Consider the following 23,623-nt stretch of genomic DNA (forward strand, 5'->3'; position numbering starts at 1 on the left):
CGGGTCATTCCCGGCCTTTTTCACGTCTGGGCTCAGGCTGCAAGCCCGCCTCGGCCAAGATAATCGCAGTCGCGCCTCGAGCGGCGCCAAGAGCAACGGGACCAGTTCATAGCCCAATTCGGTGTAGATGCTGGCCAGCGCGTGATAGGTGCGTTCGGCTTCGTCGGGGGCTGCCTTCGCTCGCAATCTTGCCAAAAAATCTCGCGCCATGGCGGGGCGATCAAGACATGACTGGCGTAGCGGAAGCGTTGGCGGCATTCCTGATGTGGTCGGGCACCGGCAGGCCAGTGAGGCGCAGATAACCAAGAGTGTCCGGCACGCCGCGATCGAAGAAGACGGGACCGTTCTTTTCGACGGCGGCTCGATAGGAGCGCAGCTCCCAGGACAGCAAGACAGCGTCGCGAAGGGGCATAGCGCAAGAAGCGCGGCCAGCAAGCCTGCTGCCGTTATCGTATCGAAGAGGTGGAATCGAAGGGGAAAAGTGGAGGTTTCTGTTGCCAGGTACCTCCGAACCCCGCCTAGAAGTGCGAACCACTAGGGCTTGAATTGAAGCTATCGCACCGCTTACGCGGCGAGACGTGCTTCCGCATAGTTGTCGTTGGCAACTATAAGTTTAGCCCGATAACGGTGGTACAATGCCGGGCAAAAGTACGATCTTTACACCTTCGTCGATCCTATTTCGCCCCCAGCAAAAGCCGCTCCTCGATAACAGCGGTTTTTGGTGGAGGCGCCGGGTACCGCCCCCGGGTCCGAACGGCTTATTTCATCGCCTGTTTATCGCCATAGTCGGTCGAGCCGACCAAACAGATATAGGGACCGATCGTGGAAAATGAAAGGCCTCAATTGATGCTTTGTCGCTGTGGTCAAACAGCCTCGCGAAGGCTTGACTTGTCAACCGTCTCAACCGAAGCTTGCGGCGGTGAGGAGTTACCGACTTAGCGCACATTTTGCTGCAGCGCGCCACGACCCTCATCGACCGGATCCCGTGGCGCTGACGAGGGGAATTTTGATGGCCGATTATCTTGCAGACGTGAAGAAGTACGACGCCGCGGCAGATGCCGACGCGGTCGCCAAGATCGTGAAGCATTTGGGCATTGCGCTCAGGAATCGGGATTCCTCGCTGGTGTCCTGCACGGATCCCAAGGAACTCGATCGCGTCAAGGCCAACTGGGTTGCCAAAAAGCTGGGCATAGCCGACGCCAGCAAGGCGGACGCGGCCATCGAAAAGACTTGCAAGGCGATGGAGGCCGACAACACCAAGAGCCGCGTGACGTTCTATTACCTAGTCGCCAAGGATCTGGGTAAGCTCGCCAGCCTCTGAACAATCATCCTGCATCGGCGGATGCTGGCGCGATTCCCGCGCCAGCCCAGAGCATGGCCGCGAGTGTCTTGTCTGAAGATTCTGCGCTTTGATATATTCGGCCAGCAGCCAGTCGGTTATGATGGCCGGTAACCCGAATCGAGCCCCCGAATCGAGCCGAAGCCAATGCGCCAGTACCTCGACCTCTTGAAGCACGTGCTGGAAAACGGCGCCGATCGCGGCGACCGCACCGGCACCGGAACGCGCTCGGTATTCGGCTACCAGATGCGCTTCGATCTTGCGCGCGGCTTCCCGGTCACCACCACCAAGAAGCTTCACCTGAAGTCGATCGTGCATGAACTTCTGTGGTTTCTGGCCGGCGACACCAACATCAAATACCTCAACGACCACGGCGTCTCGATCTGGGACGAATGGGCCGATGAGAATGGCAACCTCGGCCCGGTCTATGGCAAGCAATGGCGCTCCTGGCCGGACGGCCATGGTGGCACCATCGACCAGATTGCCAATCTCTTGAAGGAGATACGCAAGAATCCAAATTCCCGAAGGCTGATCGTTTCGGCGTGGAACCCGGCCGAAGTGGAAGCCATGGCGCTGCCACCCTGTCATTGCCTGTTCCAGTTCTATGTCTCGGAAGGCAGGCTTTCCTGCCAGCTCTATCAGCGTTCCGGCGATATCTTTCTCGGCGTGCCGTTCAACATCGCTTCCTATGCGCTGCTCACCTTGATGGTGGCGCAGGTGACGGGGCTGAAGCCCGGCGATTTCGTCCACACGCTGGGCGACGCGCATCTTTACGCGAACCATTTCGAGCAAGCGCGCGAACAGTTGCGGCGCACGCCCAAGGCGCTGCCGACGCTGTGGATAAATCCGGAGGTGAAGGACCTCTTTGCCTTCCGCTTCGAGGATTTTCGGCTGGAAAACTACCTCGCCGATGCGACGATCAAGGCTCCCATCGCGGTGTGAGCCGCAAACATCGGGCTTCTACTTTACCCTGTCTCGAAATTGCTCGGTGGCGGTGCTGGGTCGTCCGCCGCGAGTATCGTATCCGATGCTTGATCCACGTCAGCCTGCAACGTTGCGCTGTATGCACCGCTATTTATCGTGAGCGGTGGCGGCAACACGCAATGCCATTGGCGGGGCCATTGGCTGGGCCATTGTTCGGGCTAAGTCTGGCAAAAGCCCTTCCCTTGTTATATTCAGATGGATATATCGATTGGCAGGCGCGACAATCGGATTTTTCAAGTCCCAGGAGAGTTCATGCTGGTGCGCAACGGTTTCGGATTGAAGGCGGCTGCCATTGGCGGCCTGACAGCGATGTTGATCGCCGCCATGCCGGTTGCCCATGCGGATGACAGACTGATCGTCTTCGCCGCGGCAAGCATGAAGAACGCCCTGGACGCCGTGAACACCGCCTGCGAGGCCGATGTCGGCGAGGTGGCAACCATTTCATATGCGGCAAGCTCCGCCTTGGCCAAGCAGATCGAGGGCGGCGCGCCAGCCGATGTCTTCATCTCAGCCGACCTCGACTGGATGAAATATCTGTCCGACAAAAAGCTGACCAAGCCGGATACCGAAGTGAAGTTGCTCGGCAACCAGATCGTGCTGGTGGCGCCGAAGGATTCGTCGGTCGAAACCAGGATCGAAAAGGGTTTCGATCTTGCCGGGCTGATCGGCGACGGCAGGCTTGCCATGGGCGATTTCAAAGCGGTGCCGGCCGGCAAATATGGCAAGGCCGCACTTGAATCGCTCGGCGTCTGGTCCTCGATCGAAGGCAAGGTGGCACAGGCCGAGAATGTGCGCGCAGCGCTCAAGCTGGTCTCGACCGGCGAAGCAGCACTCGGCATCGTCTACGCCACCGACGCGCACGCCGAGCCCGGCGTCAAGGTGATCGGCACCCTCCCGGAGGATTCGCACCCGCCGATCGTCTACCCGGTTGCCCAGATCGCGGATTCGACGGACAAGGATGCGCCGGCATTTTTGGAATGCCTGCAATCCGCCAAGACAGGCGAGATCTTCAAGGCGCAAGGTTTTACGGTCCTTACGCCGAGCAACTGAGGCACGCCAAAAAGATGAACTGGCTGCTGGATCTCACTCCCGACGAATGGAATGCGGTCCGGCTGTCGATCAAGGTTGCGACAGTGGCGATGATCGCCAGCCTGCCGCCCGGCATATTGATCGCGCTTGTGCTCGCCCGTGGACAATTCTGGGGCAAGACGCTGCTCAATGGGCTGGTGCATCTGCCGTTGATCCTGCCGCCGGTGGTTATCGGCTATCTGCTGCTGCTCTCCTTCGGCAGGCGCGGCCCGGCCGGGGCGTTTCTGGCCGAGCATTTCGGCATCGTTTTTTCCTTTCGCTGGACAGGTGCCGCACTGGCCTGCGCCGTCATGGGCTTTCCCCTGATGGTGCGGGCGATCCGGCTGTCGATCGAGGCGGTCGACCGCAGAATCGAGGCGGCGGCCGGAACGCTTGGCGCCAATCCGCTGTGGGTGTTCGGGACGATCACTCTGCCGCTGATCCTGCCCGGCCTGATTACCGGCGCGATCTTGTCTTTCGCCAAGGCGATGGGCGAATTCGGCGCAACGATCACCTTCGTTTCCAACATCCCAAACGAGACGCAGACACTGCCGTCGGCGATCTACACGTTCACGCAGGTGCCGGGCGGCGATGCCGGCGCGCTCAGGCTGACGCTGATCTCGATCGTCATCTCGATGGCAGCACTTGTCGCGTCGGAGATTCTGGCGCGGCGCGTCGGCAAGCGGATGGATATCGAATGACGGTAGCGCTCGATATCACCCATCGGCTTGGCGACTTGGGGCTCGACGTCCGCTTCGGGAGCGCCGGGCGGCTGACCGCGCTGTTCGGGCCCTCGGGCTCCGGTAAGACGACGCTGATCAACATGATTGCCGGATTAATCCGGCCCGAGAAGGGGCGGATCGAGGCCGACGGCCGCGTGCTGGTCGATACGGATGCGGGCCTGTTCGTGCCGAAGCACAAGCGCCGCATCGGCATGGTGTTCCAGGATGCGCGGCTGTTTCCGCATATGAGCGTGGCCAGCAATCTGCGTTACGGCCGCTGGTTCACGCCGGCGGCGGAACGCTACGCGGACATGAATGCCGTTGTCGACCTGCTCGGCATCGGTCCTTTGCTCGACCGGCGGCCGGCGAAGCTTTCCGGCGGCGAGAAACAGCGCGTGGCAATCGGCCGGGCGCTTCTCGCTAGTCCAAGGTTGTTGCTGATGGACGAGCCGCTGGCTTCGCTCGACGACGCCCGAAAGGCAGAAATCCTGCCTTACATCGAGCGGCTGCGCGACGAGACGAAAATCCCGATCGTCTATGTCAGCCATTCGATCTCGGAAGTGGCGCGGCTGGCAAGCGACGTCGTTGTACTGGCGCAAGGCAAAGTCGCCGCTTGCGGCCCGACCGGAGCGATCATGCAGCGGCTCGACCTGTTGCCGGCAGAAGAGCGCGGCGAGGGGGGAGCGGTGCTGGATACTGCGGTGCTGCGCCACGACGAAGTCTTTGGCATGACCGTGCTTGGCTCGGCGGCGGGCGACATCCGCGTGCCGCTTCTGGCAGTGCCGGTGGGTGCGCCGGTGCGCATCCGCATCCGTGCCCGCGATGTGATGATCGCCATCGAACAGCCGACGGGTCTCAGCGCGCTCAACATTCTGCCGGGCAGGATCGTTGCGATAGAGCCGGGCGAGGGGCCTACGGTCGAGATCGGCATAGACTGCAATGGCGCAACCGTGCTTGCCCGGATCACCGAGCAATCGCGACAGACGCTGAAACTTCGGCTCGGTCGAAAAGCATACGCGGTGGTCAAGACGGTAAGCTTCGACCAGGCGAATACGAGCGCCGGCCTGCCTGTCGAGGCGGATGGATGACAGACGGATGATTGTCGCTATATCATTTTGGAATAGCGGTATCGCCGAGAGCTTCTAAAATGGACGTGGCGTGACTGCGGAGGAGCAAATGCCGTCGCTGAGCTTGCGTATAAACCTCGATCCGGGCGGTCGCATCGGACCGGGCAAGATCGAGCTTCTCGAGCAGATCGCCGCCTTCGGATCGATCTCGGCGGCGGCGCGCGGCATGGAAATGTCCTACAAACACGCTTGGGATCTCGTCGAGGACATGAACAGGGTGTTCGGTAAGCCGCTGGTCGCGGCGCAGACCGGAGGGAAAAAGGGCGGCGGCGCCCAGTTGACGCCGGTGGGGCTTGCGGTTGTCAGCCGCTTTCGCGCCATCGAACGGGCTGCGGCTTCCGCGGCGGCGGCGCATATGGAGGCACTACAGGCGGAGATCGATGCCGGGTGAGGTCGATGATGGATTCTGTACCGGCCGAGCCTATTCCTCCGGCTCGCCGGGCTTGCGCAGCAGATAAGTGTCCATGATCCAGCCTTTTTTCCGGCGGGCCTCGTCGCGGGTCTTCACGATCTCGTCGCCGACGTCGCCAAGGCGGCCGGAAATGAGAATCTCGTCGGGCGTGCCGAGATAGGCGCCCCAGTGGATGAGGAGATCCCTGTCATCCAGCGAGTCGAAGGCGCATTTGCCGTCCAGCATGACGACGGTGCTGCCGGCATTGTCGGGCAAACCTTCTTCGGTAAGCCGGCGCCCGGTGGTGATCTGAACCGCGTCGCCGATCCGGTTCAGTGCCATCTTGTGGCTGGCGGCGAGCGCCTGGACGGCAGTGATGCCGGGGATCACCTCGAGCTCGAACCCGACATTGCCTCTCATGCGCACACGCTCCAGTATGCGCAGCGCGCTGTCGTAGAGCGAGGGATCGCCCCAGATCAGGAAGGCGCCGCAGCCATCTTGCGAGAGCTCGTCGCGGATCAGGCTTTCATAGATCGCGGCGATCGCCTCGTGCCAGTCATCGACGGTCGAGCGATAGGAGGGCGCTGGCTCGGCCCGCACTGGCACGTCGAATTCGACGCGACGTGAGTTTGGGTTGGTGACGAATCGGTCGCAGATCTGGCGGCGCAGTTCGGCGAGGTCGTTCTTCTTCTCGCCCTTGTCGGGAATGAACAGCACGTCGGCGCGGTTCAAGCCGCCGATGGCCTGCACGGTCATGTGGTCGGGATTGCCGGCGCCGATGCCGATGACGAGAAGCTTGCGCATGGGCGAACTCCTGCCCGATCGGAACGTCGGTGTCCAGAGAGCCATGGCATGTGCGCCAGCGCGGAAGGGCTTTGAAACTCCACATTGAAACGGCTAGAGTCATACCGGCATCTCGCCAAGGGAGCTTCCATGTTCCGTTATGTTCTGACCGCAGCGCTGGCGCTCTCGGCCACGCCCGTATTCGCCAATGATTCGATTGCCGAATTGGGAACGGGCGGCCTGATCCTGTCGCGCAGCGACGCGGTCGCCATGGAGAGTGAGGACCTCTACATCTCGCCGGAAAAGGTGACGGTCGATTATGTCTTCCGAAACAACACCGACAAGGATGTCGACGCGATCGTTGCTTTTCCGATGCCTGACATCGAAGGCGATCCGAACGAGATGCCGGCGATCCCCGACGGGCAGAGCGACAATTTCCTGGGCTTCGAGGTGACGATCGACGGCGTGGCGGCAAAGCCGCAGCTCGAGCAGAAGGCATTTGCGCTCGGCATCGACATCAGCGCCGAGTTGAAGGCGCAAAACGTGCCGCTCTACCCGTTCGGCGATGCGGCCAGGGCGGTTTTGGCAAAGCTGCCGCAGGCGGTTGCCGACGACTGGGTCGATCGCGGCATCATCATCGAGGACACCGCCGACGACGGTTCGGGCATGAAGACCGTCTATGTGCCGTTCTGGCAATTGCGCTCGACCTACTGGTGGCGCTCGACCTTTCCAGCCAATAAGGCAGTCCACGTCGCCCACCGCTACAAACCCAGCGTCGGCGGTACGTCCTCGGTCAGCTTCTTCTACGATGGCCAGTTCCAGGGCCAATACGCCGCCTACAAGACCCGATACTGCATGGACGACACGTTCGAGAACGCGATCCGCAAGGCAGCGAAGAACAATCCCGACGGCACTCCGAAATATTTCGAGAACCGCATCGCCTATATCCTGACCACGGGCGGTAACTGGGCGACGGGCGCCATCGGCAAGTTCAAGCTGACCGTCGACAAGGGCGATCCAAAGAACCTGGTCTCGTTCTGTGGCGAAAACGTCAGGAAAGTCGGACCGACCCGTTTCGAGATCACGGCAGAAAATTTCTACCCTGAGCACGATATCGACATATTGCTGCTGGTGCCTTCGGACGACGATGGCGGGAGCGGCGGCTGATGGACGTCGCGATCTATGTCGCCATCGCCGAAAACGGCGTGATCGGGCGCGATGGTGGTTTGCCGTGGCGGCTTTCCAGCGATCTCAAGCGGTTCAAGGCCGATACGATGGGCAAACCTATCATCATGGGTCGCAAGACCTATGAAGGCATCGGCCGGCCTCTGCCAGGCCGGCTCAACGTCGTGGTGACCCGTGACAAGGCCTGGCGCGCCGAGGGCGTCGAAGTCGTGCATTCGCTCGACGAGGCGATCAGTCTGGCGAAGGTGCGCGGGCGCTGCATGGCCGGCGCCGACGAAATCTGCGTTATCGGCGGCGGCGAGATCTACGCCCAGGCGCTACCGCTGGCCGATCGCTTGCATGTCACCCATATCCTTGCCGCGGTCGACGGCGACGCGCATTTCCCGCCGATAGACCCGGATTTGTGGCGCATTGTCCGCTCGCAGGACGTTCCGGCCGGTGAAAAGGATACCCATGCGACACGCTATTCGGTTTACGAGCGACGCCGCGACGTGCATTGAGAGGCGATAAAGGGTCGCGACGGTCCAAAACGGGCGGTGACGACGACCGATCGCGTTGAAAGCGTGCCGTCGCATCCCTATAGAAGAACAACGTTGGATTTTTGCGTCGTCAGGCCGGCGCGTGAGGGAGCGAAAGGACATTCATGCCCTGGAATGACAAGAGCGGCGGAGGCGGCGGCCCATGGGGCGGCGGCAACAATCCAGGACCCTGGGGGCAGGGACCAAAGGGGCCTAGCGGTCCGCAGGGCTCGCCTCCCGATCTTGAAGATATCATCCGACGCGGCCAGGACAGGTTGCGTCGTGCTTTGCCGGGTGGCGGTGGCGCCAGCCCTGCCGTATTCGGGCTGATCGCGGCGGCGCTTGTGGTGCTGTGGGCGTTCAAGGCGGTCTATACCGTGCAGCCCGACGAGGTTGCGGTCGAACTCAGATTCGGCGTGCCAAAGGCGGAGTTCTCGCAGCCAGGCCTGCATTTCCATTGGTGGCCCATTGAGACGGTCGAGACGGCCAACATTGCCGAACAACTCGTTAACATCGGCGGCGGCACGGCCTCCGGCAATGGTTCAGGTCTGATGCTTTCGGGCGACCAGAACATCGTCAACGTCCAGTTCTCTGTGGCCTATCAGGTCTCCGATCCGAGGGCCTATCTGTTCGACGTGTCCGATCCAGACGGCATGCTGCGGCAAGTCGCCGAAAGCGCCATGCGTGAGGCTGTCGGTCGGCGGCCGGCGCAGGACATCTTCCGCGACGATCGCGAGGGCATTGCGGCGTCCGTGCGCGAAATCATCCAGACGACGCTGGACGGCTACAGGGCCGGCCTGAACGTCAACGCGATTTCGATCGAGGATGCCGCACCGCCGCGTGAAGTGGCCGACGCGTTCGACGAGGTGCAGCGCGCCGAACAGGACGAAGACAAGTTTGTCGAGCAGGCCAACCAGTATTCCAACCAGAAGCTCGGCCAGGCGCGCGGCGAGGCCGCACAGATCCGCGAGGAGGCGGCCGGCTACAAGAACCGGGTCGTGCAGGAGGCCGAAGGCGAGGCGCAGCGCTTCATCTCGGTCTATGACGAATACGCCAAGGCGCCGGATGTGACGCGCCAGCGGCTTTATCTGGAAACGATGGAGAGGGTTCTGAAGGACTCCAGCAAGGTCATTATCGAGCAAGGCAGCGGACCAGGGGTCGTTCCCTATCTGCCGCTGCCTGCATTGCAGCAGAAGGCGCCGGCGCCGGTCCTCGGAGGAACCCAGTGATGGCCAACCGTCTTCCCATCATCGCCGTCATCGCCGCGGTTATCCTGTTCCTGCTCTATTCGTCGGTCTTCGTTGTCAATGCGCGACAGCAGGCGCTGGTGCTCAGGTTCGGCGAAATCGTAGACGTCAAGAGCCAGCCGGGCATCTATTTCAAGGCGCCGTTCGCCTTCTTCGACGCTGACAGCGTGCAGTTGATCGAAAACAGGGTGCTACGCTTCGACCTCGACAACATCCGCGTCCAGGTTTCAGGCGGCAAGTTCTATGAGGTCGACGCCTTCATCGCTTATCGGATCTCGGATCCGCGCGTGTTCCGCTCCGCGGTATCCGGCCAGATCGAACTGGCCGAGGCACGGTTGAGAACGCGTCTCGACGCCGCCTTGCGTCGGGTTTACGGTTTGCGCGACTTCGAGGCGGCGCTCTCGGAAGAGCGAGCCGTGATGATGCGTGAAGTGCGCGACCAGCTGAGGCCCGACGCCACGTCGCTCGGCCTGCAAATCGAGGATGTCCGCATTCGCCGAACCGATTTGACGGCGGAAGTCTCGCAACAGACATATGACCGCATGAAGGCTGAGCGTCTGGCCGAAGCCGAGCGGCTGAGGGCGCGCGGCAACGAGGCGGCGCAACGCATCAGGGCGCGCGCCGACCGCGAAGTGGTGGAGATCGTCGCCGAGGCACGGAGAGAGTCTGAAATCCTGCGCGGTGAAGGCGAAGCTCAACGCAGCGCCACCTTCGCGAATGCCTACCAGCGCGATCCAGCCTTCTTCGACTTTTACCGGTCGATGAATGCCTACGGCACGGCGCTGGACAATACCGGGACGACGATGGTGCTGTCGCCGAATTCGGAATTCTTCCGTTTCTTCCGCAACCCCGCCGGCGCGGCTGCGCCGGCAGCGTCGCCCGCAGCACCTGCTGCACCGGCGCCCGCCGGCGCGGACACGCCGGCAGCGCCGCCCGCAGCACCTGCTGCACCGGCAGCGCAGCCAGGCATCGGCCAGTAACGGCCGGTGCAGGATTTTCTGGCGGCAATAGGCTTGGTTCTCGTGGTAGAGGGCCTGGTCTATGGCGGCTTTCCCGGCCTCGCCAAGAAACTTGCCGGCGAAGTTCTGTCGATGCCGGAGAATGCGCTGCGGATCGCCGGGCTAGTTGCCATCGCCGTTGGCGTCGGCCTCGTCTGGCTGGTGCGGGGTGGATGACGATTTATGATTTCGGGATAACGGAGGATTTATCCTCGGCCGATAGCCATAGCCGCAAACGTGCCGTATTTCTTGCCAACATGGTTCGACGCAGCGTTTTCGGCGAGCGCATTTCTTTTCAGAGACACCGGGAGACTTCTCGATGAGATCCAACAGGTTTTTGCGCGCGGCGCGGCGGACGTTCACCGTGGGTACTGCAGCACTTCTTATCGGCGCCGCTACGATCCCGTCGCTGGTGACGCCTGCGGCCGCCGCCGACGGCCCGGCTTCGGTCGCCGATCTCGCGCAGGGCCTGCTCGGCGCCGTGGTCAACATATCGACCTCGCAGAGGGTGAAGGGCACGGAGGGCCCGGGCGCGGTGCCGATGCCGCAGCTTCCGGAGGGCTCGCCCTTCCAGGATTTCTTCGACGATTTCTTCAAGAACCGTCCCGGCGAACAGGGCAACCCCTCGCAAAAGGTGCAGTCGCTGGGCTCCGGCTTCGTGGTCGACGCCGAGCAGGGTATCGTGGTGACGAATAACCACGTGATCGCCGATGCCGACGACATCGAGGTGAATTTCTCCGACGGCGTGACGCTGAAGGCGACGCTGGTCGGCACCGACACCAAGACCGACGTGGCGGTGCTGAAGGTCGATCCGAAAGGGCACAAACTGACGGCGGTGAAATTCGGCGATTCCAGCAAGATGCGTGTCGGTGACTGGGTGATGGCGATCGGCAATCCGTTCGGCCTTGGCGGCACCGTGACGGTTGGTATCGTCTCGGCCCGCAACCGCGACATCAATTCCGGTCCCTATGACGACTTCATCCAGACCGATGCCGCGATCAACCGAGGCAACTCCGGCGGACCGCTGTTCAACAGCGACGGCGAGGTGATCGGCATCAACACGGCGATCATCTCGCCGTCCGGCGGCTCGATCGGCATCGGCTTTTCCATTCCCTCGCAGCTTGCGTTGGGCGTCGTCGACCAACTCCGCCAATTCGGCGAGACGCGGCGCGGCTGGCTCGGCGTGCGCATCCAGCCGGTGACGGACGACATTGCCGAAAGCCTCGGCATGGCCACCGCTAAGGGCGCGCTGGTCGCTGGCGTCATCAAGGGCGGGCCGGTCGACAACGGCACCATCCTGGCGGGCGACGTCATCATCAAGTTCGACGGCAGGGACGTCAATGAAATGCGCGACCTGCCGCGCGTCGTCGCGGAAAGCACGGTCGGCAAGGCTGTCGACGTGGTCATCGTGCGAAAGGGTGTCGAGCAGACCGTGAAGGTGACGCTCGGCCGGCTCGAAGATGGCGAAAAGCTTGCCAGCGGCGAGAATGGCACCGCCGGCAAGGATAATGGCGACGACGCGCCCGCCGTTTCGACGGCTTCCGTGCTCGGCATGACCGTTGGCGAGCTCAACGACGAGACGCGGACGAAATTCGGCATCGCCGCCGAAGTCTCCGGCGTCGTCATCACCGAAGTCACGAAGGACTCGGCCGCTGCCGAACGTGGCATCCAGGCCGGCGAGGTGATCACCGAGATCGCTCAGGAATCGGTCGCCACGCCCAAGGATGTCATGGACCGGATTGCTGCGTTGAAGGAGCAGGGACGCAAGAACGCGCTGCTGATGCTGGCGTCGAAGACCGGCGAATTGCGGTTTGTGACGATCCGGATGGACTGAGTCCGGCCGGCTTTGCTGTCTTGGCAGAGGTCGAACTGCACTTTCTCTGGCGCCCGCAGTTGAGTGATCCGAAGGATGAGATGGTGCTTGAGGCAGCGATCAATGGTCGGGCAGACGCATTGGTCACTAACAATCGCCGCGATTTTGTGTCTGCGGCAGGCCGTTTTGAAGTTCCGGTCATCAGTCCCGCCGAATTGTTGGAAGGATTTCGAACATGAGCAAGGCGACCTATCCGTTGAAACTTCCCTTGTCGATCAAGGAGGCGGCTGCACGTCTGGCAAAGGCTGATGGGGTGTCGCTGAACCAGCGGATCGCTTCGGCCGTGGCGCAAAAGGTTGGAGCCATGGAGACAGCGGCCGATTTCCTACGTCGACGGGCTGGTGATGCATCAGGCGATGATTTCGCTAAAGTGCTCGATCGCGTCGGCGTCAAACCGCCGCAACCCGGCGACGAGCTTCCGTTTGACAAGCACTGATCAGGGCCGGTTTTTTTGCCAATCCTTGGCTGTCAGCCTGTAGAACACATGCCGCTTGAGTATGGCATGGCTGTCCGGAATGCCGGGGTGGTCGAAATCGCTGGCCGGGTCGGCGATCATGCCCAGGCGCTTCATGACGGCTGTGGAACGGCTGTTATCCCTAACGGCGAAGGACACGATTTCGTCGAGGCCAAGCGTTTCGAAGCCATAGGCGAGCCACGCCTCGGCTGCCTCGGTGACATAGCCATGGCCCCAGAATTCGGGCGCCAGCCGCCAGCCGATCTCGACTGTGCCGGCAGGCAGGAAGGGCAAATGATCGGTGTCGAGGAGGCCGACGAAGCCGATGCATTGGCGCGTTTCAAATATCTCGGCGGCAGCGAAACCGTAGCCATCCTCGGCGATCCAGGCGCGGAACTCGTCCATTTTGGCGTCCGCGGCAGCGCGGTCGCGGCGAAATGGAAAGAATTCCATGACGCGTTCGTCGGAATTGATGCGGTAGAAGAGCTCACGGTCGCGATCCTCCCAGTTGCGCAGGATCAGGCGCTCGGTGCGGATCGGCGTCACTCCACAAATTCCTCCCGCCGGTAGCCCTGCAGATAGAGCAGCGCCGTCAGGTCGCCGTGGTCAACGCGGAATTTTGCCTCCGCCGCCACGACCTGTTTGGCATGAAGTGCCACACCGGTGCCGGCTAGGCGGATCATGTCGAGGTCGTTGGCGCCATCGCCGACAGCAATGGCGTCGGCGGTCGTCAGCCCGAGTCGCGCCGAAATCTCGAGCAGCGCATCGGCCTTGGCGGCACGCCCCAGGATCGGCTCGGCCACCAGCCCGGTGAAGTGGCCGTCCTGCTCGATCAGGCGGTTGGCGCGGTTCTCCTGAAAGCCGAGCACAGCGGCGATGCGTGAGGTGAAGACGTTGAAGCCACCCGACACGAGTGCAGTCCATGCGCCATAGGCCCGCATGGTCTGGACAAGTGCGCGGCCGCCGGAGGCCAGCGTCAAGCGGTTGGCGATGACGCGGTCGACCACGGCAGCGTCGAGGCCTTTCAGCAGCGCCACCCGCTCGCGCAAGGCCGGCTCGAATGCGATCTCGCCATTCATCGATCGCGCCGTGATGGCGGCGACGTAATCCTTGACGCCGATCTCGTCGGCAAGCTCGTCGATGCACTCCTGGTCGATAACAGTCGAATCCATATCGGCGATGAGGATTTTCTTCCGCCTTCCCTCGGCCTGCTGGACGATCACGTCGACCGGTTCGGGTGCGAGCACGGCGCGCAGGCCGGCGGTCGTTTCAACGGCTTCGGCCGCCTCGGGCAAAGCGAATTCGCAGGCGATGCCTTCGGCCAGCCAGCGAACAGTGCTTGCGCCAACCGACCGTGACACCATATTCGCAAGCGCCGGCGACAATGCGCGGCCGGCGGGATGGGACACAAGCGTGGCGACCAAGGGCGTGGCAAGCGGGGGCATCGAAAATTCCGGCAGGCAGGCGGGCGAGGGCCGCGTTAAGAACGCGATCCTGATAGCCGGGCCGACCGCCAGCGGCAAGTCCGCCCTTGCGGTCGACCTCGCCGAGCGCAATGGCGGCGTCATCGTCAACACCGATTCCATGCAAGTCTATTCGGTGCTCGACGTGCTGACGGCGCGGCCGACTGCTGCCGAACTCGCTCGGGTCCCGCATTTCCTCTACGGACATGTCCATCCCTCCACCGCATATTCCACCGGCGCCTGGCTGCGTGATGTGATGAAGCTCATCGACGACGGTGCGTTCTTGGAACGGCGGGTCGGCACGTTCCTCGAACGGCCGGTAATTTTCGTCGGTGGTACTGGGCTTTATTTTCGGGCGCTTGCGGAAGGCATTTCGGAAATGCCCGACATTCCGCAGTCGATCCGTGATCGCTGGCGTTACGAACTCCAGGAGCAGGGCGCAGCCAAGCTGCACCGCATCCTGCTGCGCGAAGATTCCGCGGCTGGCATGATGCTGAAGCCGACCGACGGCCAGCGCATCGTGCGGGCGCTGGAGGTGCTCGAGGCATCGGGCCGTTCCATCCTGGAATGGCAGGCGGCGCGCGGCCGGCCGCTGATCGACAGGGCCAGCACGCGTTTCTTTGTGATCGAACCGGACCGAGCGGAGCTGGTGGAGCGGATCGAGGCGCGGTTCGACCGCATGCTGGAGAAGGGCGCGCTCGACGAGGTCAGGCGGCTGAGCGACCTTGGCCTCGATCCCGACTTGCCGGCGATGAAAGCGATCGGCGTTCGCGAACTCCAGGCCGCAATGGCCGGCGAGTTGAGTTTCCCCGAAGCGATCGAGCGCGCGAAGATCGCGACGCGACAATATGCCAAACGCCAGGCGACCTGGTTCAGGCATCAGTTGGGTCCGGAATGGATGAGATTGCGCCCTGGTGATCGTGTGGAATCCACGATCTCGGATCCCCTTTCCAGTGCAACCTGAAAAGTTGATTTTGAGGGGAGACTTCCCGTCGAAGTTGTCCTAATTAACCCTCCGTAAGCCCGTCCATGCCATAACGTCTTTGGGAATTTTCCAACGGGGAGCAGATGCGTTTTCACAAGGCGGAATCAGCCTTTTTCGTGTTTATATTCGTGATCCTGGCCGCCGGCCTAGTGACGCTTCACGCCTATGGGCTTCTGCAGGCCTTCGCCGAAGACGTTCATACACCCGCAAGGGTCGACAAGATCATCTATCTCAACAAGCTGCTGTTTGGGACCGGCGTTCTTTTGGCAACTGCCCTGTTCTTCGGCATTTTCTTCATCTATCCGCTGATCCGCAAGCAGGCGACAGAAGAAGGCAAGCTGCGCGCCATGACGGTTTCGCTCAGCGCCCGTTCGGAAACGCTGGAACATGCGGCGCTGACCGACAGCCTGACCGGTATGCAGAACCGGCGCTATTTCGATGACGCACTGAAGGAATATCTCGAGGAATTCCGCCGCATCGAGAAGCCGGTCGGGCTGATGATCCTTGATCTCGACCATTTCAAGCAGGTCAACGACACCCACGGCCATGATGTTGGTGACGAGGTGTTGCGGGCGGTCGCCAGCTGTCTCAAGGACATGACACGCTATCACGATGTGGCGGCGCGTCTGGGTGGCGAGGAGTTCGCAGTGGTCACGCCCAACATGGACGCCGAACTTCTGTCCAAATTCGCCGAGCGCATCCGCAAGGCGATTGCCAACATGTCGATTCTGTCAGGCAATGTCCGCCTAAAGATCACCACGAGCGTCGGCCTTGCCGTCTGGGACCGTAAGGAAACCGCCGAAGAGTTCTATCGCCGCGCCGACCGCCAGCTGTATGAGGCCAAGAGGCAAGGCCGAAACCGCGTCTGCGCCTAAAATCCCGTCACTAAATTCGTGAGGCTGGCCGCCTGATGCCGTTTTCTGCGCTACTACAGCGCCGCGCGTCCTTTGGACTCGCAAAGGACGCTGTAGCATCTTGATTTTGCGCATGATCCTTTCCGAAAAACGATCACGATTTTGGGGTCATGCGCGTGCTCGTGGACTGAATGTCCACTCCGCTCCGGTTCTCGAAAACGACACCATCCGGCTCAGCCTGACGAATTTCCTGACGGGATTTACCCAAGCAGGGAAAGCTTGCCCGGTATCTCAAGCGCGCAGGGCGCTGGATCCATGGAGACTTTCACCGTCGCCGGCTCAATCGTTCTGCGGGCGCAGGCCGAAGGTTGCGGGTTTCAAGCCATAACGCATGTCGAAATCGTCGTCGGGTTGGACGCGCGGGACGGGTGGCTTTCGGTAGTTGGGGTCACCGGCCTGTCGGGCGGAATCCACGACTTCGGCGAAGGCCATCGCCTGCTGCGATTTCGGTACGTTGCGCAGCCTTTCGACGATCGCCACCAGGTCGACATCATTGCCGGTTTCGGACGGCAAGGCTTCCTCGCGCTTGGCCGTGCCTGGAATCAGGTCATCGGACATTTTCTCGAACTTCAGCCGCATGGTCGTTGCCACGCCCTCACCGAAGGCGATGGCTTCGCGCTGGCCCATCGAAGACAGGAATGCCAGCGTCGAGGCCGAGGAATCGGCGATCGCCGAGCGGATGATCGCCTGGTCCTGCTCATTGGCAAGCCGCATAGCGAAAAAGGTCGAGCACTGCGACAGGATGGTGGGATCGAGCTCGCCCGGGCGCTGGGTGACGATGCCGAGATAACAGCCATATTTGCGGCCTTCCTTGGCGATGCGCGACAGCGCGTGTCGGGTCGGCGCAAAACCAAGGCGCGGATCGGCCGGCATATAGCGGTGTGCTTCCTCGCACAGCAAAAGCAGCCGCAGCCGGCCTTCGCTCCACAGTGCAAGGTCGAAGGCCAGGCGCGCCAGCACCGAACAGACGGAATTGACCACTTCCGACGGCATGCCGGCCATCTCGAAGCAGGTCACCGGGCGCCCGTGATGCGGCACGCGGAAAATATTGCCGATCGTCTCGTGGATGGTATCTTCGATCAGCCGCGAATTGAACATGAAGCGGTAGCGCGGATCCGAGGCTGCCGATTCGATGCGCGACTTCAGCGATTTGAGGGTGGGGCGGTCGTTCTTGCTTTCCAGCAGTCCCATGCGCTCGTCGATCTGCTTGATAAGATCGACAACGCGATAGGGCACCGGGGTGTCCGCGGTCAGTGTATCAGTGCCACGCCTGAGATAGGTGCCGGAATTCGGGTTGCGATACAGGTTCTTGGCTGCGGGAATGAGATCGCGCAAAGCATCGACCTCTTCCGGCACGGTCTCGCGCCCGCGAAACAGCACTTCGGCAAATTCCTCGAGCTTGAACATCCAGAAGGGCAGGTCCAGCGTTGTCGAATCGACCCTGACGCAGTGCTCGGGCAGGGACGCGGCGAACTCGTTGTGCGGATCGAGGATGAGAACGCGCAGGTCGGGTCGAGCGGCGATCGATTTGCGCAAAAGCAGCGAGACGGCGGTGGATTTGCCGACGCCGGTGGTGCCCACAATGGCGAAATGGCGCGCCAGCGTGTCGTCAATGGCGATGTTGGCGTCGATCGCCTCATCCTGTGACAGCGTTCCGATGGTAATCGAATGACGTCCGGCGAGATCATAGACCGCCTGCAAGTCGCGGCTGCGGATGCGGTGGGCGATGGCGCCGATATGCGGATAGGTGGTGATACCGCGGTCGAAAATCGGTTTGGTGCCGGGCTCGGCGCCGTCGCGCACCTCGCCGATGAGCTCGATACTGACCTCGATTGGGTTCTGGCCCGCATTGCTCCAGGCGCGATCCGACTTGCCGATCTCGTAGACCAGGCCGACGGTTCGCGTGGCGCCAAGGTTGATGGAGATCATCTTGCCGACGCTCCAATGGCCGGTGACCGTGCCTTCGACATCGGCGGCATAGGCGCTTATGGTGGCGCGCGCGCCGTCGCACTGGACGACATTGCCCAGAATGCGCTTGTCGCTCTGCTCCGCCTTGCGGCGCTCCTGCAATGTCGGCTCTCCGACGGAGGCTTCGCGGTCGACGAACATGGACAGGCTGTTTCCCATTTCCCCAGGCGATCGACCTTACATCGACGGGGTTAAGCTGGGGTGAGGTCGGATGGTGTAAGAGCAATTAAGCCATTCGTGAAAATTGAATTTGATCGGCGCCTTGCTCTAAGCCAAAATTTCGATATACCGGATGAATGACTCATATAGCGAACGACATCTCCTCGACCATCGGCAGGCGCATACGCTCCGAAAGAGCCTTGAGGGACTGGTCGCTGGCGGAGCTCGCAGACCGGTCCGACGTGTCGAAAGCTATGCTCAGCACGATAGAGCGCGGCAAGACGAGCCCGACCGCAGCACTTCTCGTGCGGGTCGCCGCGGCCTTCGGCATGACGCTTTCCACCCTCATCGCGCGGGCCGAGCTGCAGGGCGGCGGGCTGCTTCGCGAAAGCGATCAACCGCTTTGGCGCGATCCCGCAACAGGCTATGTCAGGCGGCATCTTTCGCCGGTCTCGGATATGCCGCTCGAGCTGATCCGGGTTCAATTGCCGGCGGGAGCCAAGGTGAGCTTTCCGGCAGCGTCCTATGCCTTCATCAGACAACAGATATGGCTGATGTCCGGACGGCTGGAATTCACCGAGGGCGACGTCGTCCACAGTCTCGAACCGGGTGACTGCCTGGCACTTGGCGCGCCGTCGGATTGCAGCTTCCACGCTCCGGGACCGGACGCCGCCGAGTATCTGGTCGCGCTGGCCAGAGGCTGATGACAGGGCCGCATCTTATGGCCCGACCGAAGCTCTCACGCATTCACAGCGAGTTTCATCTCGCTCCAGGGATCTTGCACGCATGAGTTCCATCGAAATCAAGGCGCTGACACAAACTGCGCAAACGCATGCAATGCTGGTCGATATGCTGATCGAGACGGTAGCGGCCGGTGGATCGGTCAGTTTCATGCATCCGCTGGCGCCGGGCGCCGCAGGCGCCTTCTGGAGGAAGTCGCTTATTGCGGCTGCAAGAGGCGAAAGAGCTGTGCTCGGTGCCTGGGACGGCGAGGCTCTGGTCGGCACCGTTACCTTGCTGCTCGACTGTCCCCCCAACCAGCCGCACCGGGCCGAGATCGCCAAGCTGATGACCCGCGTCGACCATCGCGGCAAAGGCGTGGCTACTCGCCTGATGTGGGCGGCCGAAAGCCTCGCAGTCGAAAAGGGCCGCACGCTGCTGGTCCTGGATACGGCGACAGAGGAGGGCGCTTCCGGTCTCTATGAGAGGTTGGGCTTCACGCTTGCCGGTGAGATACCGGACTTTGCATTGAAGCCGCATGGCGGACTGACCGGTACGCTTATCTACTGGAAGCGCATCGGCCAGTCCCGGTAACAGCCCCGAAATTTCTATCCCGTGTGGTGGACCTCCTGCAGCCCGTAGACAGGCGTAGCGATGCCCTCGAGCCGTGCTTTCAACTGCAGCGACAGGAACTGCGAATAGTGGCGTGACTGGTGCAGATTGCCGCCGTGGAACCAGAGCGCTTCCTGTTGTGTCGGCTTCCACATGTTGCGCTGTTCGCCCTCCCAGGGGCCGGGGTCCTTGGTGGTGTTCGAGCCGAGACCCCAGCACTTCCCGACTTTGTCGGCGACTTCTTTCGAGATCAGCTCCGCCGCCCAGCCGTTCATCGAACCGTAGCCGGTGGCGTAGACGACGACATCGGCCGACAGCTCGGTGCCGTCGCTGAGCAGGACCGAATGTTCCTTGATCTCGGTCACGTCGACGCCGCTTTTCAGCTTGATGGCGCCGTCGATGATCAGCTGGGAGGCGCCGATGTCGATGTAGTAGCCGGAACCGCGCCGGAGATATTTCATGAATAGGCCCGAACCGTCGTCGCCCCAGTCGAGCATGAAGCCGGCCCTTTCCAGGCCCTCATAGAAGGCGGCATCGCGCTTCTTCATCTTTTCGTAGAGCGGGATCTGGAACTCGTGCAGGATCTTGTAGGGCAGGGAGGCGAAGATGAGGTCGGCCTTGGCCGTGGTCATGCCGTTTTGCACGGCCTGCTCCGAATAGAGCGCGCCGAGCCCGACATCCATCAGCGTGTCGGATTTGACGATATGCGTAGTCGAGCGCTGCACCATGGTGACGTCGACGCCGGCTTCCCAGAGTGCGGCGCAGATATCGTGCGCGGAATTGTTCGAACCGATGACGACGACCTTCTTGCCAACGTAGCTGTCCGGACCGGGATGTTTCGCAGAATGGTGCTGATCACCCTTGAAATTCTCCATGCCCTTGAACTTCGGGATGTTGGGCCGGCCCGACATGCCGGTGGCCAGCACCAGCTGCTTCGGCTTCAGCGTTATGTCCTTGCCACCGCGATGGACGACGACCGTCCACTCCTTTTTCTCGTCGTCATAGGCGGCGCTCTTGGCCTCCGTGGAGGACCAGTAGTTCAGCTCCATGACCTTGGTGTACATTTCCAGCCAGTCGCCGATCTTGTCCTTGGGCGAGAAGACCGGCCAGTTCCTGGGGAAGTCGATATAGGGCAGATGATCGTACCAGACCGGGTCGTGCAGGCAGAGCGACTTGTAGCGCCTGCGCCATGAATCGCCGGCACGCTCGTTCTTCTCGACGATGATGGTCGGCACGCCGAGCTGCCTCAGCCGGGCACCGAGCGCGATGCCGCCCTGGCCGCCGCCGATGATCAGCGTGTAGGGCTGACTGACAAAGCCAAGTTCGGCGACTTCTTTCTCACGCTCCTCTTTCCAGGTCGGCCGGTTTTTTCCGTGACCATGCTTGGCGCCCAACGGCCGGGCGAAGCCGGCGGGTTCCTCATGACCCTTCAGCTCGACCATGGTGGTGAGGAGCGTCCAGATCTTGCCGTTCTTCAACCTGATATGGCCGAAGCCGCGCGCAACCTCCGTTTCGAAGCTGATCCAACCTTCGAGCAGCCCGTCGCTCTCTGTGGCCTCTTCGCCTTTCGCAAGCGCCCAGTTCGAAGGTTTCGTCTTCGCCAACTGGCTCGTCAGCATGTCGTGCACCTGGTCGCGACCTTCCATGGTCTTGATATTCCAGGTGAAGGTCACCAGGTCGCGCCAGTAGCAGTCTTCCTGAAAGCACCCGACCGCCTTGTCGATGTCGCCGGCGGCAAGCGCTGCGCCGAATTGGTCGAGCAGGTCGGACAGTTTCTTCCCTGGGGCCTTGTCGAGCATCAAATTTCCTCCCGTGAAGTCCTGGTCGTCATCGTGGCTATGCCGGACCCTCCCAGCCCGGTTGACCGGAGTATCGCGGCAAACTGTGCGCCGCGTCACGTCGTCAAATAGTTTGGCGTGGTTTCAATGGCTTATCGGGACGATCGTGAACTCTGGTCCTGCCGGCGATCGTACCGGAACGGTGCCTTGTGGCGGAACCAACTGGCTCAATGCGATGATCGTCAACCGGCCGTCCGATATGACCAACGGGTTCAAACCCTTTTGGCGTCGTGCACATTCGCCGTTGACAGCGGCGCAAAACCAATTCTATTGTCCGCCACCATGAAAACGGCACTCATTCTCGTAGTAGGAAAGCGCGTGGGCAAGGCGGTGTAACCGCCGGGCGAAAACCTCCCATGCGCAAGACACAGGCTCCCTCGGGGGCCTTTTTTATTGCCCGAAACACGACTAAACGACCAGCAATCGCCGCATGGCGGACAGTACGGGACCAGACCGATGAGCAGTGGACAGAACGAGCGGCGCGAAATGACCGGTGCCGAAATGGTGGTGCAGGCGCTGAAGGATAACGGCGTCAAACATGTTTTCGGCTATCCGGGTGGCGCGGTTCTCCCGATCTATGATGAAATCTTCCAACAGGACGAGGTCGAGCACATCCTCGTCCGTCACGAGCAAGGCGCGGGTCATGCGGCGGAGGGCTATGCGCGCTCGACCGGCAAGGCCGGCGTCATGCTGGTGACATCGGGGCCGGGCGCCACCAACGCGGTGACGCCCTTGCAGGATGCGCTGATGGATTCGATCCCGCTGGTCTGCCTGACCGGTCAGGTACCGACCTCGCTGATTGGCTCGGACGCGTTCCAGGAGTGCGACACGATCGGCATCACGCGCCCCTGCACCAAACACAATTGGCTGGTGAAGGACGTCAACGAGCTCGCGGCAATCATCCACGAGGCCTTCCACGTCGCAACGACAGGACGTCCCGGTCCGGTCGTCGTCGATATTCCGAAGGACGTGCAGTTCGCCAAGGGCATCTACGTGCCGCCACAGACGGCGCCGCGCACGAGCTATCAGCCTAAGGTCCAGGGCGACCTGGAAAAGATCAAGGCGGCGGTCGAACTGATGGCCAACGCGAAAAGGCCTATCCTCTATACGGGCGGCGGTGTCATCAATTCCGGCCCGGAAGCCAGCCATTTGCTGCGCGAACTGGTCGATCTGACCGGCTTCCCGATCACCTCGACGCTGATGGGCCTTGGCGCCTATCCGGCGTCGGGCAAGAACTGGATGGGCATGCTCGGCATGCACGGCACCTATGAAGCCAATATGGCGATGCATGATTGCGACGTCATGGTCTGCATCGGCGCGCGCTTCGACGACCGTATCACCGGTCGGCTCACCGCGTTCTCGCCGAACTCGAAGAAGATCCATATCGACATCGATCCATCGTCGATCAACAAGAACGTCCACACCGATGTGCCCATCATCGGCGATGTCGGCCGGGTGCTGGAGGATCTGGTGCGGCTGTGGCGGGCGACCGCCAAAGCCGACAAGAAGGCGCTCCACCCGTGGTGGGAGCAGATCGCGAAATGGCGGGCGCGGGATTCGCTTGCCTACAAGATGAACCACGACGTGATCATGCCGCAATATGCCGTCCAGCGGCTCTACGCGCTGACCAAGGACATGGACACCTACATCACCACCGAGGTCGGCCAGCACCAGATGTGGGCGGCGCAGCACTACCATTTCGAGAAGCCGAACCGCTGGATGACCTCCGGTGGACTCGGCACGATGGGCTACGGCCTGCCGGCGGCGCTCGGCGTCCAGATCGCGCACCCGGATGCGCTGGTCATCGACATTGCTGGCGACGCCTCGGTGCAGATGACGATGCAGGAGATGAGTGCCGCGGTGCAGCACGAAGCGCCGATCAAGATCTTCATCCTCAACAACCAGTATATGGGCATGGTGCGGCAGTGGCAGCAGCTTCTGCACGGCAACCGGCTGTCGCATTCCTACACCGAAGCGATGCCGGATTTCGTCAAGCTTGCCGAAGCCTATGGCGGCCACGGCATCCGCTGCGAGAAGCCGGACGAGCTGGACGACGCGATCAAGGAGATGATTTCGGTGAAGAAGCCGGTGATCTTCGACTGCCGGGTGGCGACACTTGCCAACTGCTTCCCGATGATCCCGTCGGGCAAGGCGCACAACGAGATGCTTCTGCCGGATGAGGCGACCGACGAGGCGGTGGCCAACGCCATCGACGCCAAGGGCAGGGAACTGGTGTAACTGTCAGCCGGGGCAGGGCTGTCGGAAGAAGCCGTGC

25 protein-coding genes and 1 other RNA gene are annotated in these 23,623 nt (G+C 61.9%); 19 read left to right on the forward strand and 7 right to left on the reverse strand.

The genetic code is table 11. From position 1 onward, the window contains the following. Positions 1-220 precede the first annotated feature (220 nt). Positions 221-391, reverse strand: coding sequence for an AAA family ATPase (locus ACWTU8_RS05540; protein ID WP_455847336.1), 171 nt, complete (start codon positions 389-391; stop codon positions 221-223). A gap of 89 nt (positions 392-480) precedes the next feature. Further along, positions 481-839, reverse strand: a transfer-messenger RNA (tmRNA) gene (gene ssrA / locus ACWTU8_RS05545). A gap of 170 nt (positions 840-1,009) precedes the next feature. On the opposite strand from ssrA, the gene ACWTU8_RS05550 reads away from it, so the two are divergent. From ACWTU8_RS05550 to ACWTU8_RS05575, 6 genes are all read left to right on the forward strand, one after another. Then, the gene (locus tag ACWTU8_RS05550; protein WP_455847337.1) at positions 1,010-1,321 is read left to right on the forward strand and encodes a DUF2853 family protein; all 312 of its coding nucleotides are present in this window, start codon (positions 1,010-1,012) and stop codon (positions 1,319-1,321) included. A 165-nt stretch (positions 1,322-1,486) separates the two neighbouring features. Beyond that, complete coding sequence (locus ACWTU8_RS05555; protein WP_029351381.1) at positions 1,487-2,281, forward strand: thymidylate synthase; 795 nt, start codon at positions 1,487-1,489, stop codon at positions 2,279-2,281. 294 nt (positions 2,282-2,575) lie between these two features. Further along, a complete protein-coding gene (gene modA / locus ACWTU8_RS05560; RefSeq protein ID WP_455847338.1) occupies positions 2,576-3,373 on the forward strand; it encodes a molybdate ABC transporter substrate-binding protein in 798 nt (265 codons plus the stop codon). Positions 3,374-3,387: 14 nt separating this feature from the next. Further along, positions 3,388-4,092: a molybdate ABC transporter permease subunit gene (gene modB / locus ACWTU8_RS05565; protein ID WP_455840344.1), complete on the forward strand. Its 705-nt coding sequence runs from the start codon at positions 3,388-3,390 to the stop codon at positions 4,090-4,092. Next, complete coding sequence (gene modC, locus ACWTU8_RS05570) at positions 4,089-5,201, forward strand: molybdenum ABC transporter ATP-binding protein (RefSeq protein ID WP_455847339.1); 1,113 nt, start codon at positions 4,089-4,091, stop codon at positions 5,199-5,201. Before modB ends, modC begins: the two co-directional genes overlap by 4 nt. An 88-nt stretch (positions 5,202-5,289) precedes the next feature. Continuing rightward, complete coding sequence (locus tag ACWTU8_RS05575) at positions 5,290-5,631, forward strand: winged helix-turn-helix domain-containing protein (protein ID WP_127211717.1); 342 nt, start codon at positions 5,290-5,292, stop codon at positions 5,629-5,631. A gap of 30 nt (positions 5,632-5,661) precedes the next feature. On the opposite strand, the gene cobF is transcribed toward ACWTU8_RS05575, so the two are convergent. Next, positions 5,662-6,435: a precorrin-6A synthase (deacetylating) gene (cobF, locus tag ACWTU8_RS05580; protein ID WP_455847340.1), complete on the reverse strand. Its 774-nt coding sequence runs from the start codon at positions 6,433-6,435 to the stop codon at positions 5,662-5,664. 129 nt (positions 6,436-6,564) lie between these two features. Between cobF and ACWTU8_RS05585 the strand changes: the two genes are divergently transcribed. From ACWTU8_RS05585 to ACWTU8_RS05620, 8 genes are all read left to right on the forward strand, one after another. Beyond that, positions 6,565-7,581, forward strand: coding sequence for a DUF4424 domain-containing protein (locus ACWTU8_RS05585; protein ID WP_455847341.1), 1,017 nt, complete (start codon positions 6,565-6,567; stop codon positions 7,579-7,581). Continuing rightward, positions 7,581-8,099 carry a dihydrofolate reductase gene (locus ACWTU8_RS05590; RefSeq protein WP_455847342.1) on the forward strand — a complete coding sequence of 173 codons (519 nt, stop codon included), beginning with the start codon at positions 7,581-7,583 and terminating at the stop codon, positions 8,097-8,099. Before ACWTU8_RS05585 ends, ACWTU8_RS05590 begins: the two co-directional genes overlap by 1 nt. 143 nt (positions 8,100-8,242) lie before the next feature. Then, positions 8,243-9,346, forward strand: coding sequence for an FtsH protease activity modulator HflK (gene hflK / locus ACWTU8_RS05595; protein WP_095494705.1), 1,104 nt, complete (start codon positions 8,243-8,245; stop codon positions 9,344-9,346). Then, entirely contained in the window at positions 9,346-10,344 is a 999-nt protein-coding gene (gene hflC, locus ACWTU8_RS05600) for a protease modulator HflC (RefSeq protein WP_455840348.1), read from the forward strand. The genes hflK and hflC overlap by 1 nt, the downstream gene beginning before the upstream one ends. A gap of 6 nt (positions 10,345-10,350) precedes the next feature. Next, positions 10,351-10,539: a DUF2065 domain-containing protein gene (locus tag ACWTU8_RS05605; RefSeq protein WP_135935716.1), complete on the forward strand. Its 189-nt coding sequence runs from the start codon at positions 10,351-10,353 to the stop codon at positions 10,537-10,539. 142 nt (positions 10,540-10,681) lie between these two features. Next, a complete protein-coding gene (locus ACWTU8_RS05610) occupies positions 10,682-12,196 on the forward strand; it encodes a DegQ family serine endoprotease (protein ID WP_455847343.1) in 1,515 nt (504 codons plus the stop codon). 20 nt (positions 12,197-12,216) lie between these two features. Further along, complete coding sequence (locus tag ACWTU8_RS05615; RefSeq protein ID WP_455847344.1) at positions 12,217-12,414, forward strand: PIN domain-containing protein; 198 nt, start codon at positions 12,217-12,219, stop codon at positions 12,412-12,414. After that, positions 12,411-12,671, forward strand: a complete 261-nt coding sequence (locus tag ACWTU8_RS05620; RefSeq protein WP_455847345.1) for a pilus assembly protein HicB — start codon at positions 12,411-12,413, stop codon at positions 12,669-12,671. Before ACWTU8_RS05615 ends, ACWTU8_RS05620 begins: the two co-directional genes overlap by 4 nt. On the opposite strand, the gene ACWTU8_RS05625 is transcribed toward ACWTU8_RS05620, so the two are convergent. Both ACWTU8_RS05625 and serB read right to left on the reverse strand, forming a co-directional pair. Next, complete coding sequence (locus ACWTU8_RS05625) at positions 12,672-13,235, reverse strand: GNAT family N-acetyltransferase (protein WP_455847346.1); 564 nt, start codon at positions 13,233-13,235, stop codon at positions 12,672-12,674. Beyond that, positions 13,232-14,134, reverse strand: coding sequence for a phosphoserine phosphatase SerB (serB, locus tag ACWTU8_RS05630; protein ID WP_455847347.1), 903 nt, complete (start codon positions 14,132-14,134; stop codon positions 13,232-13,234). Before serB ends, ACWTU8_RS05625 begins: the two co-directional genes overlap by 4 nt. Between serB and miaA the strand changes: the two genes are divergently transcribed. Continuing rightward, positions 14,103-15,116: a tRNA (adenosine(37)-N6)-dimethylallyltransferase MiaA gene (gene miaA, locus ACWTU8_RS05635; protein WP_455847348.1), complete on the forward strand. Its 1,014-nt coding sequence runs from the start codon at positions 14,103-14,105 to the stop codon at positions 15,114-15,116. The genes serB and miaA overlap by 32 nt on opposite strands. Positions 15,117-15,220: 104 nt before the next feature. After that, positions 15,221-16,012 (forward strand): GGDEF domain-containing protein, encoded by a 792-nt coding sequence (locus tag ACWTU8_RS05640; RefSeq protein ID WP_455847349.1) that lies wholly within the window; start codon positions 15,221-15,223, stop codon positions 16,010-16,012. Between the two features lie 318 nt (positions 16,013-16,330). Here the strand turns inward: ACWTU8_RS05640 and ACWTU8_RS05645 are convergent, their stop codons facing one another. Further along, the gene (locus ACWTU8_RS05645) at positions 16,331-18,160 is read right to left on the reverse strand and encodes an ATP-binding protein (protein ID WP_455847350.1); all 1,830 of its coding nucleotides are present in this window, start codon (positions 18,158-18,160) and stop codon (positions 16,331-16,333) included. 155 nt (positions 18,161-18,315) lie between these two features. Between ACWTU8_RS05645 and ACWTU8_RS05650 the strand changes: the two genes are divergently transcribed. Together ACWTU8_RS05650 and ACWTU8_RS05655 are read left to right on the forward strand one after the other, a co-directional pair. Then, positions 18,316-18,882, forward strand: coding sequence for a helix-turn-helix domain-containing protein (locus ACWTU8_RS05650; RefSeq protein ID WP_455847351.1), 567 nt, complete (start codon positions 18,316-18,318; stop codon positions 18,880-18,882). A gap of 82 nt (positions 18,883-18,964) precedes the next feature. Then, entirely contained in the window at positions 18,965-19,492 is a 528-nt protein-coding gene (locus tag ACWTU8_RS05655; protein ID WP_455847352.1) for a GNAT family N-acetyltransferase, read from the forward strand. Positions 19,493-19,506: 14 nt separating this feature from the next. Here ACWTU8_RS05655 and ACWTU8_RS05660 read toward each other — a convergent pair whose 3' ends face one another. Next, complete coding sequence (locus ACWTU8_RS05660; RefSeq protein ID WP_455847353.1) at positions 19,507-21,309, reverse strand: NAD(P)-binding domain-containing protein; 1,803 nt, start codon at positions 21,307-21,309, stop codon at positions 19,507-19,509. 495 nt (positions 21,310-21,804) lie between these two features. On the opposite strand from ACWTU8_RS05660, the gene ACWTU8_RS05665 reads away from it, so the two are divergent. Next, a complete protein-coding gene (locus ACWTU8_RS05665) occupies positions 21,805-23,586 on the forward strand; it encodes an acetolactate synthase 3 large subunit (RefSeq protein ID WP_455847354.1) in 1,782 nt (593 codons plus the stop codon). The last annotated feature ends 37 nt before the right edge of the window (positions 23,587-23,623 follow it).

The organism is Mesorhizobium sp. BHbdii, assembly GCF_053848045.1.

Bases quoted from the DNA above. Each gene is read 5' to 3' on its own strand.
- ACWTU8_RS05575 (WP_127211717.1), top strand. From the start codon at position 5,290: ATGCCGTCGCTGAGCTTGCGTATAAACCTCGATCCGGGCGGTCGCATC.
- modB (WP_455840344.1), top strand. From the start codon at position 3,388: ATGAACTGGCTGCTGGATCTCACTCCCGACGAATGGAATGCGGTCCGG.
- modA (WP_455847338.1), top strand. From the start codon at position 2,576: ATGCTGGTGCGCAACGGTTTCGGATTGAAGGCGGCTGCCATTGGCGGC.
- ACWTU8_RS05645 (WP_455847350.1), bottom strand. From the start codon at position 18,160: ATGTTCGTCGACCGCGAAGCCTCCGTCGGAGAGCCGACATTGCAGGAG.
- cobF (WP_455847340.1), bottom strand. From the start codon at position 6,435: ATGCGCAAGCTTCTCGTCATCGGCATCGGCGCCGGCAATCCCGACCAC.
- hflC (WP_455840348.1), top strand. From the start codon at position 9,346: ATGGCCAACCGTCTTCCCATCATCGCCGTCATCGCCGCGGTTATCCTG.
- ACWTU8_RS05650 (WP_455847351.1), top strand. From the start codon at position 18,316: ATGACTCATATAGCGAACGACATCTCCTCGACCATCGGCAGGCGCATA.
- ACWTU8_RS05620 (WP_455847345.1), top strand. From the start codon at position 12,411: ATGAGCAAGGCGACCTATCCGTTGAAACTTCCCTTGTCGATCAAGGAG.
- ACWTU8_RS05665 (WP_455847354.1), top strand. From the start codon at position 21,805: ATGAGCAGTGGACAGAACGAGCGGCGCGAAATGACCGGTGCCGAAATG.
- hflK (WP_095494705.1), top strand. From the start codon at position 8,243: ATGCCCTGGAATGACAAGAGCGGCGGAGGCGGCGGCCCATGGGGCGGC.
- ACWTU8_RS05555 (WP_029351381.1), top strand. From the start codon at position 1,487: ATGCGCCAGTACCTCGACCTCTTGAAGCACGTGCTGGAAAACGGCGCC.
- ACWTU8_RS05590 (WP_455847342.1), top strand. From the start codon at position 7,581: ATGGACGTCGCGATCTATGTCGCCATCGCCGAAAACGGCGTGATCGGG.
- serB (WP_455847347.1), bottom strand. From the start codon at position 14,134: ATGCCCCCGCTTGCCACGCCCTTGGTCGCCACGCTTGTGTCCCATCCC.
- modC (WP_455847339.1), top strand. From the start codon at position 4,089: ATGACGGTAGCGCTCGATATCACCCATCGGCTTGGCGACTTGGGGCTC.
- ACWTU8_RS05585 (WP_455847341.1), top strand. From the start codon at position 6,565: ATGTTCCGTTATGTTCTGACCGCAGCGCTGGCGCTCTCGGCCACGCCC.
- ACWTU8_RS05610 (WP_455847343.1), top strand. From the start codon at position 10,682: ATGAGATCCAACAGGTTTTTGCGCGCGGCGCGGCGGACGTTCACCGTG.
- ACWTU8_RS05640 (WP_455847349.1), top strand. From the start codon at position 15,221: ATGCGTTTTCACAAGGCGGAATCAGCCTTTTTCGTGTTTATATTCGTG.
- ACWTU8_RS05550 (WP_455847337.1), top strand. From the start codon at position 1,010: ATGGCCGATTATCTTGCAGACGTGAAGAAGTACGACGCCGCGGCAGAT.
- ACWTU8_RS05660 (WP_455847353.1), bottom strand. From the start codon at position 21,309: ATGCTCGACAAGGCCCCAGGGAAGAAACTGTCCGACCTGCTCGACCAA.
- ACWTU8_RS05655 (WP_455847352.1), top strand. From the start codon at position 18,965: ATGAGTTCCATCGAAATCAAGGCGCTGACACAAACTGCGCAAACGCAT.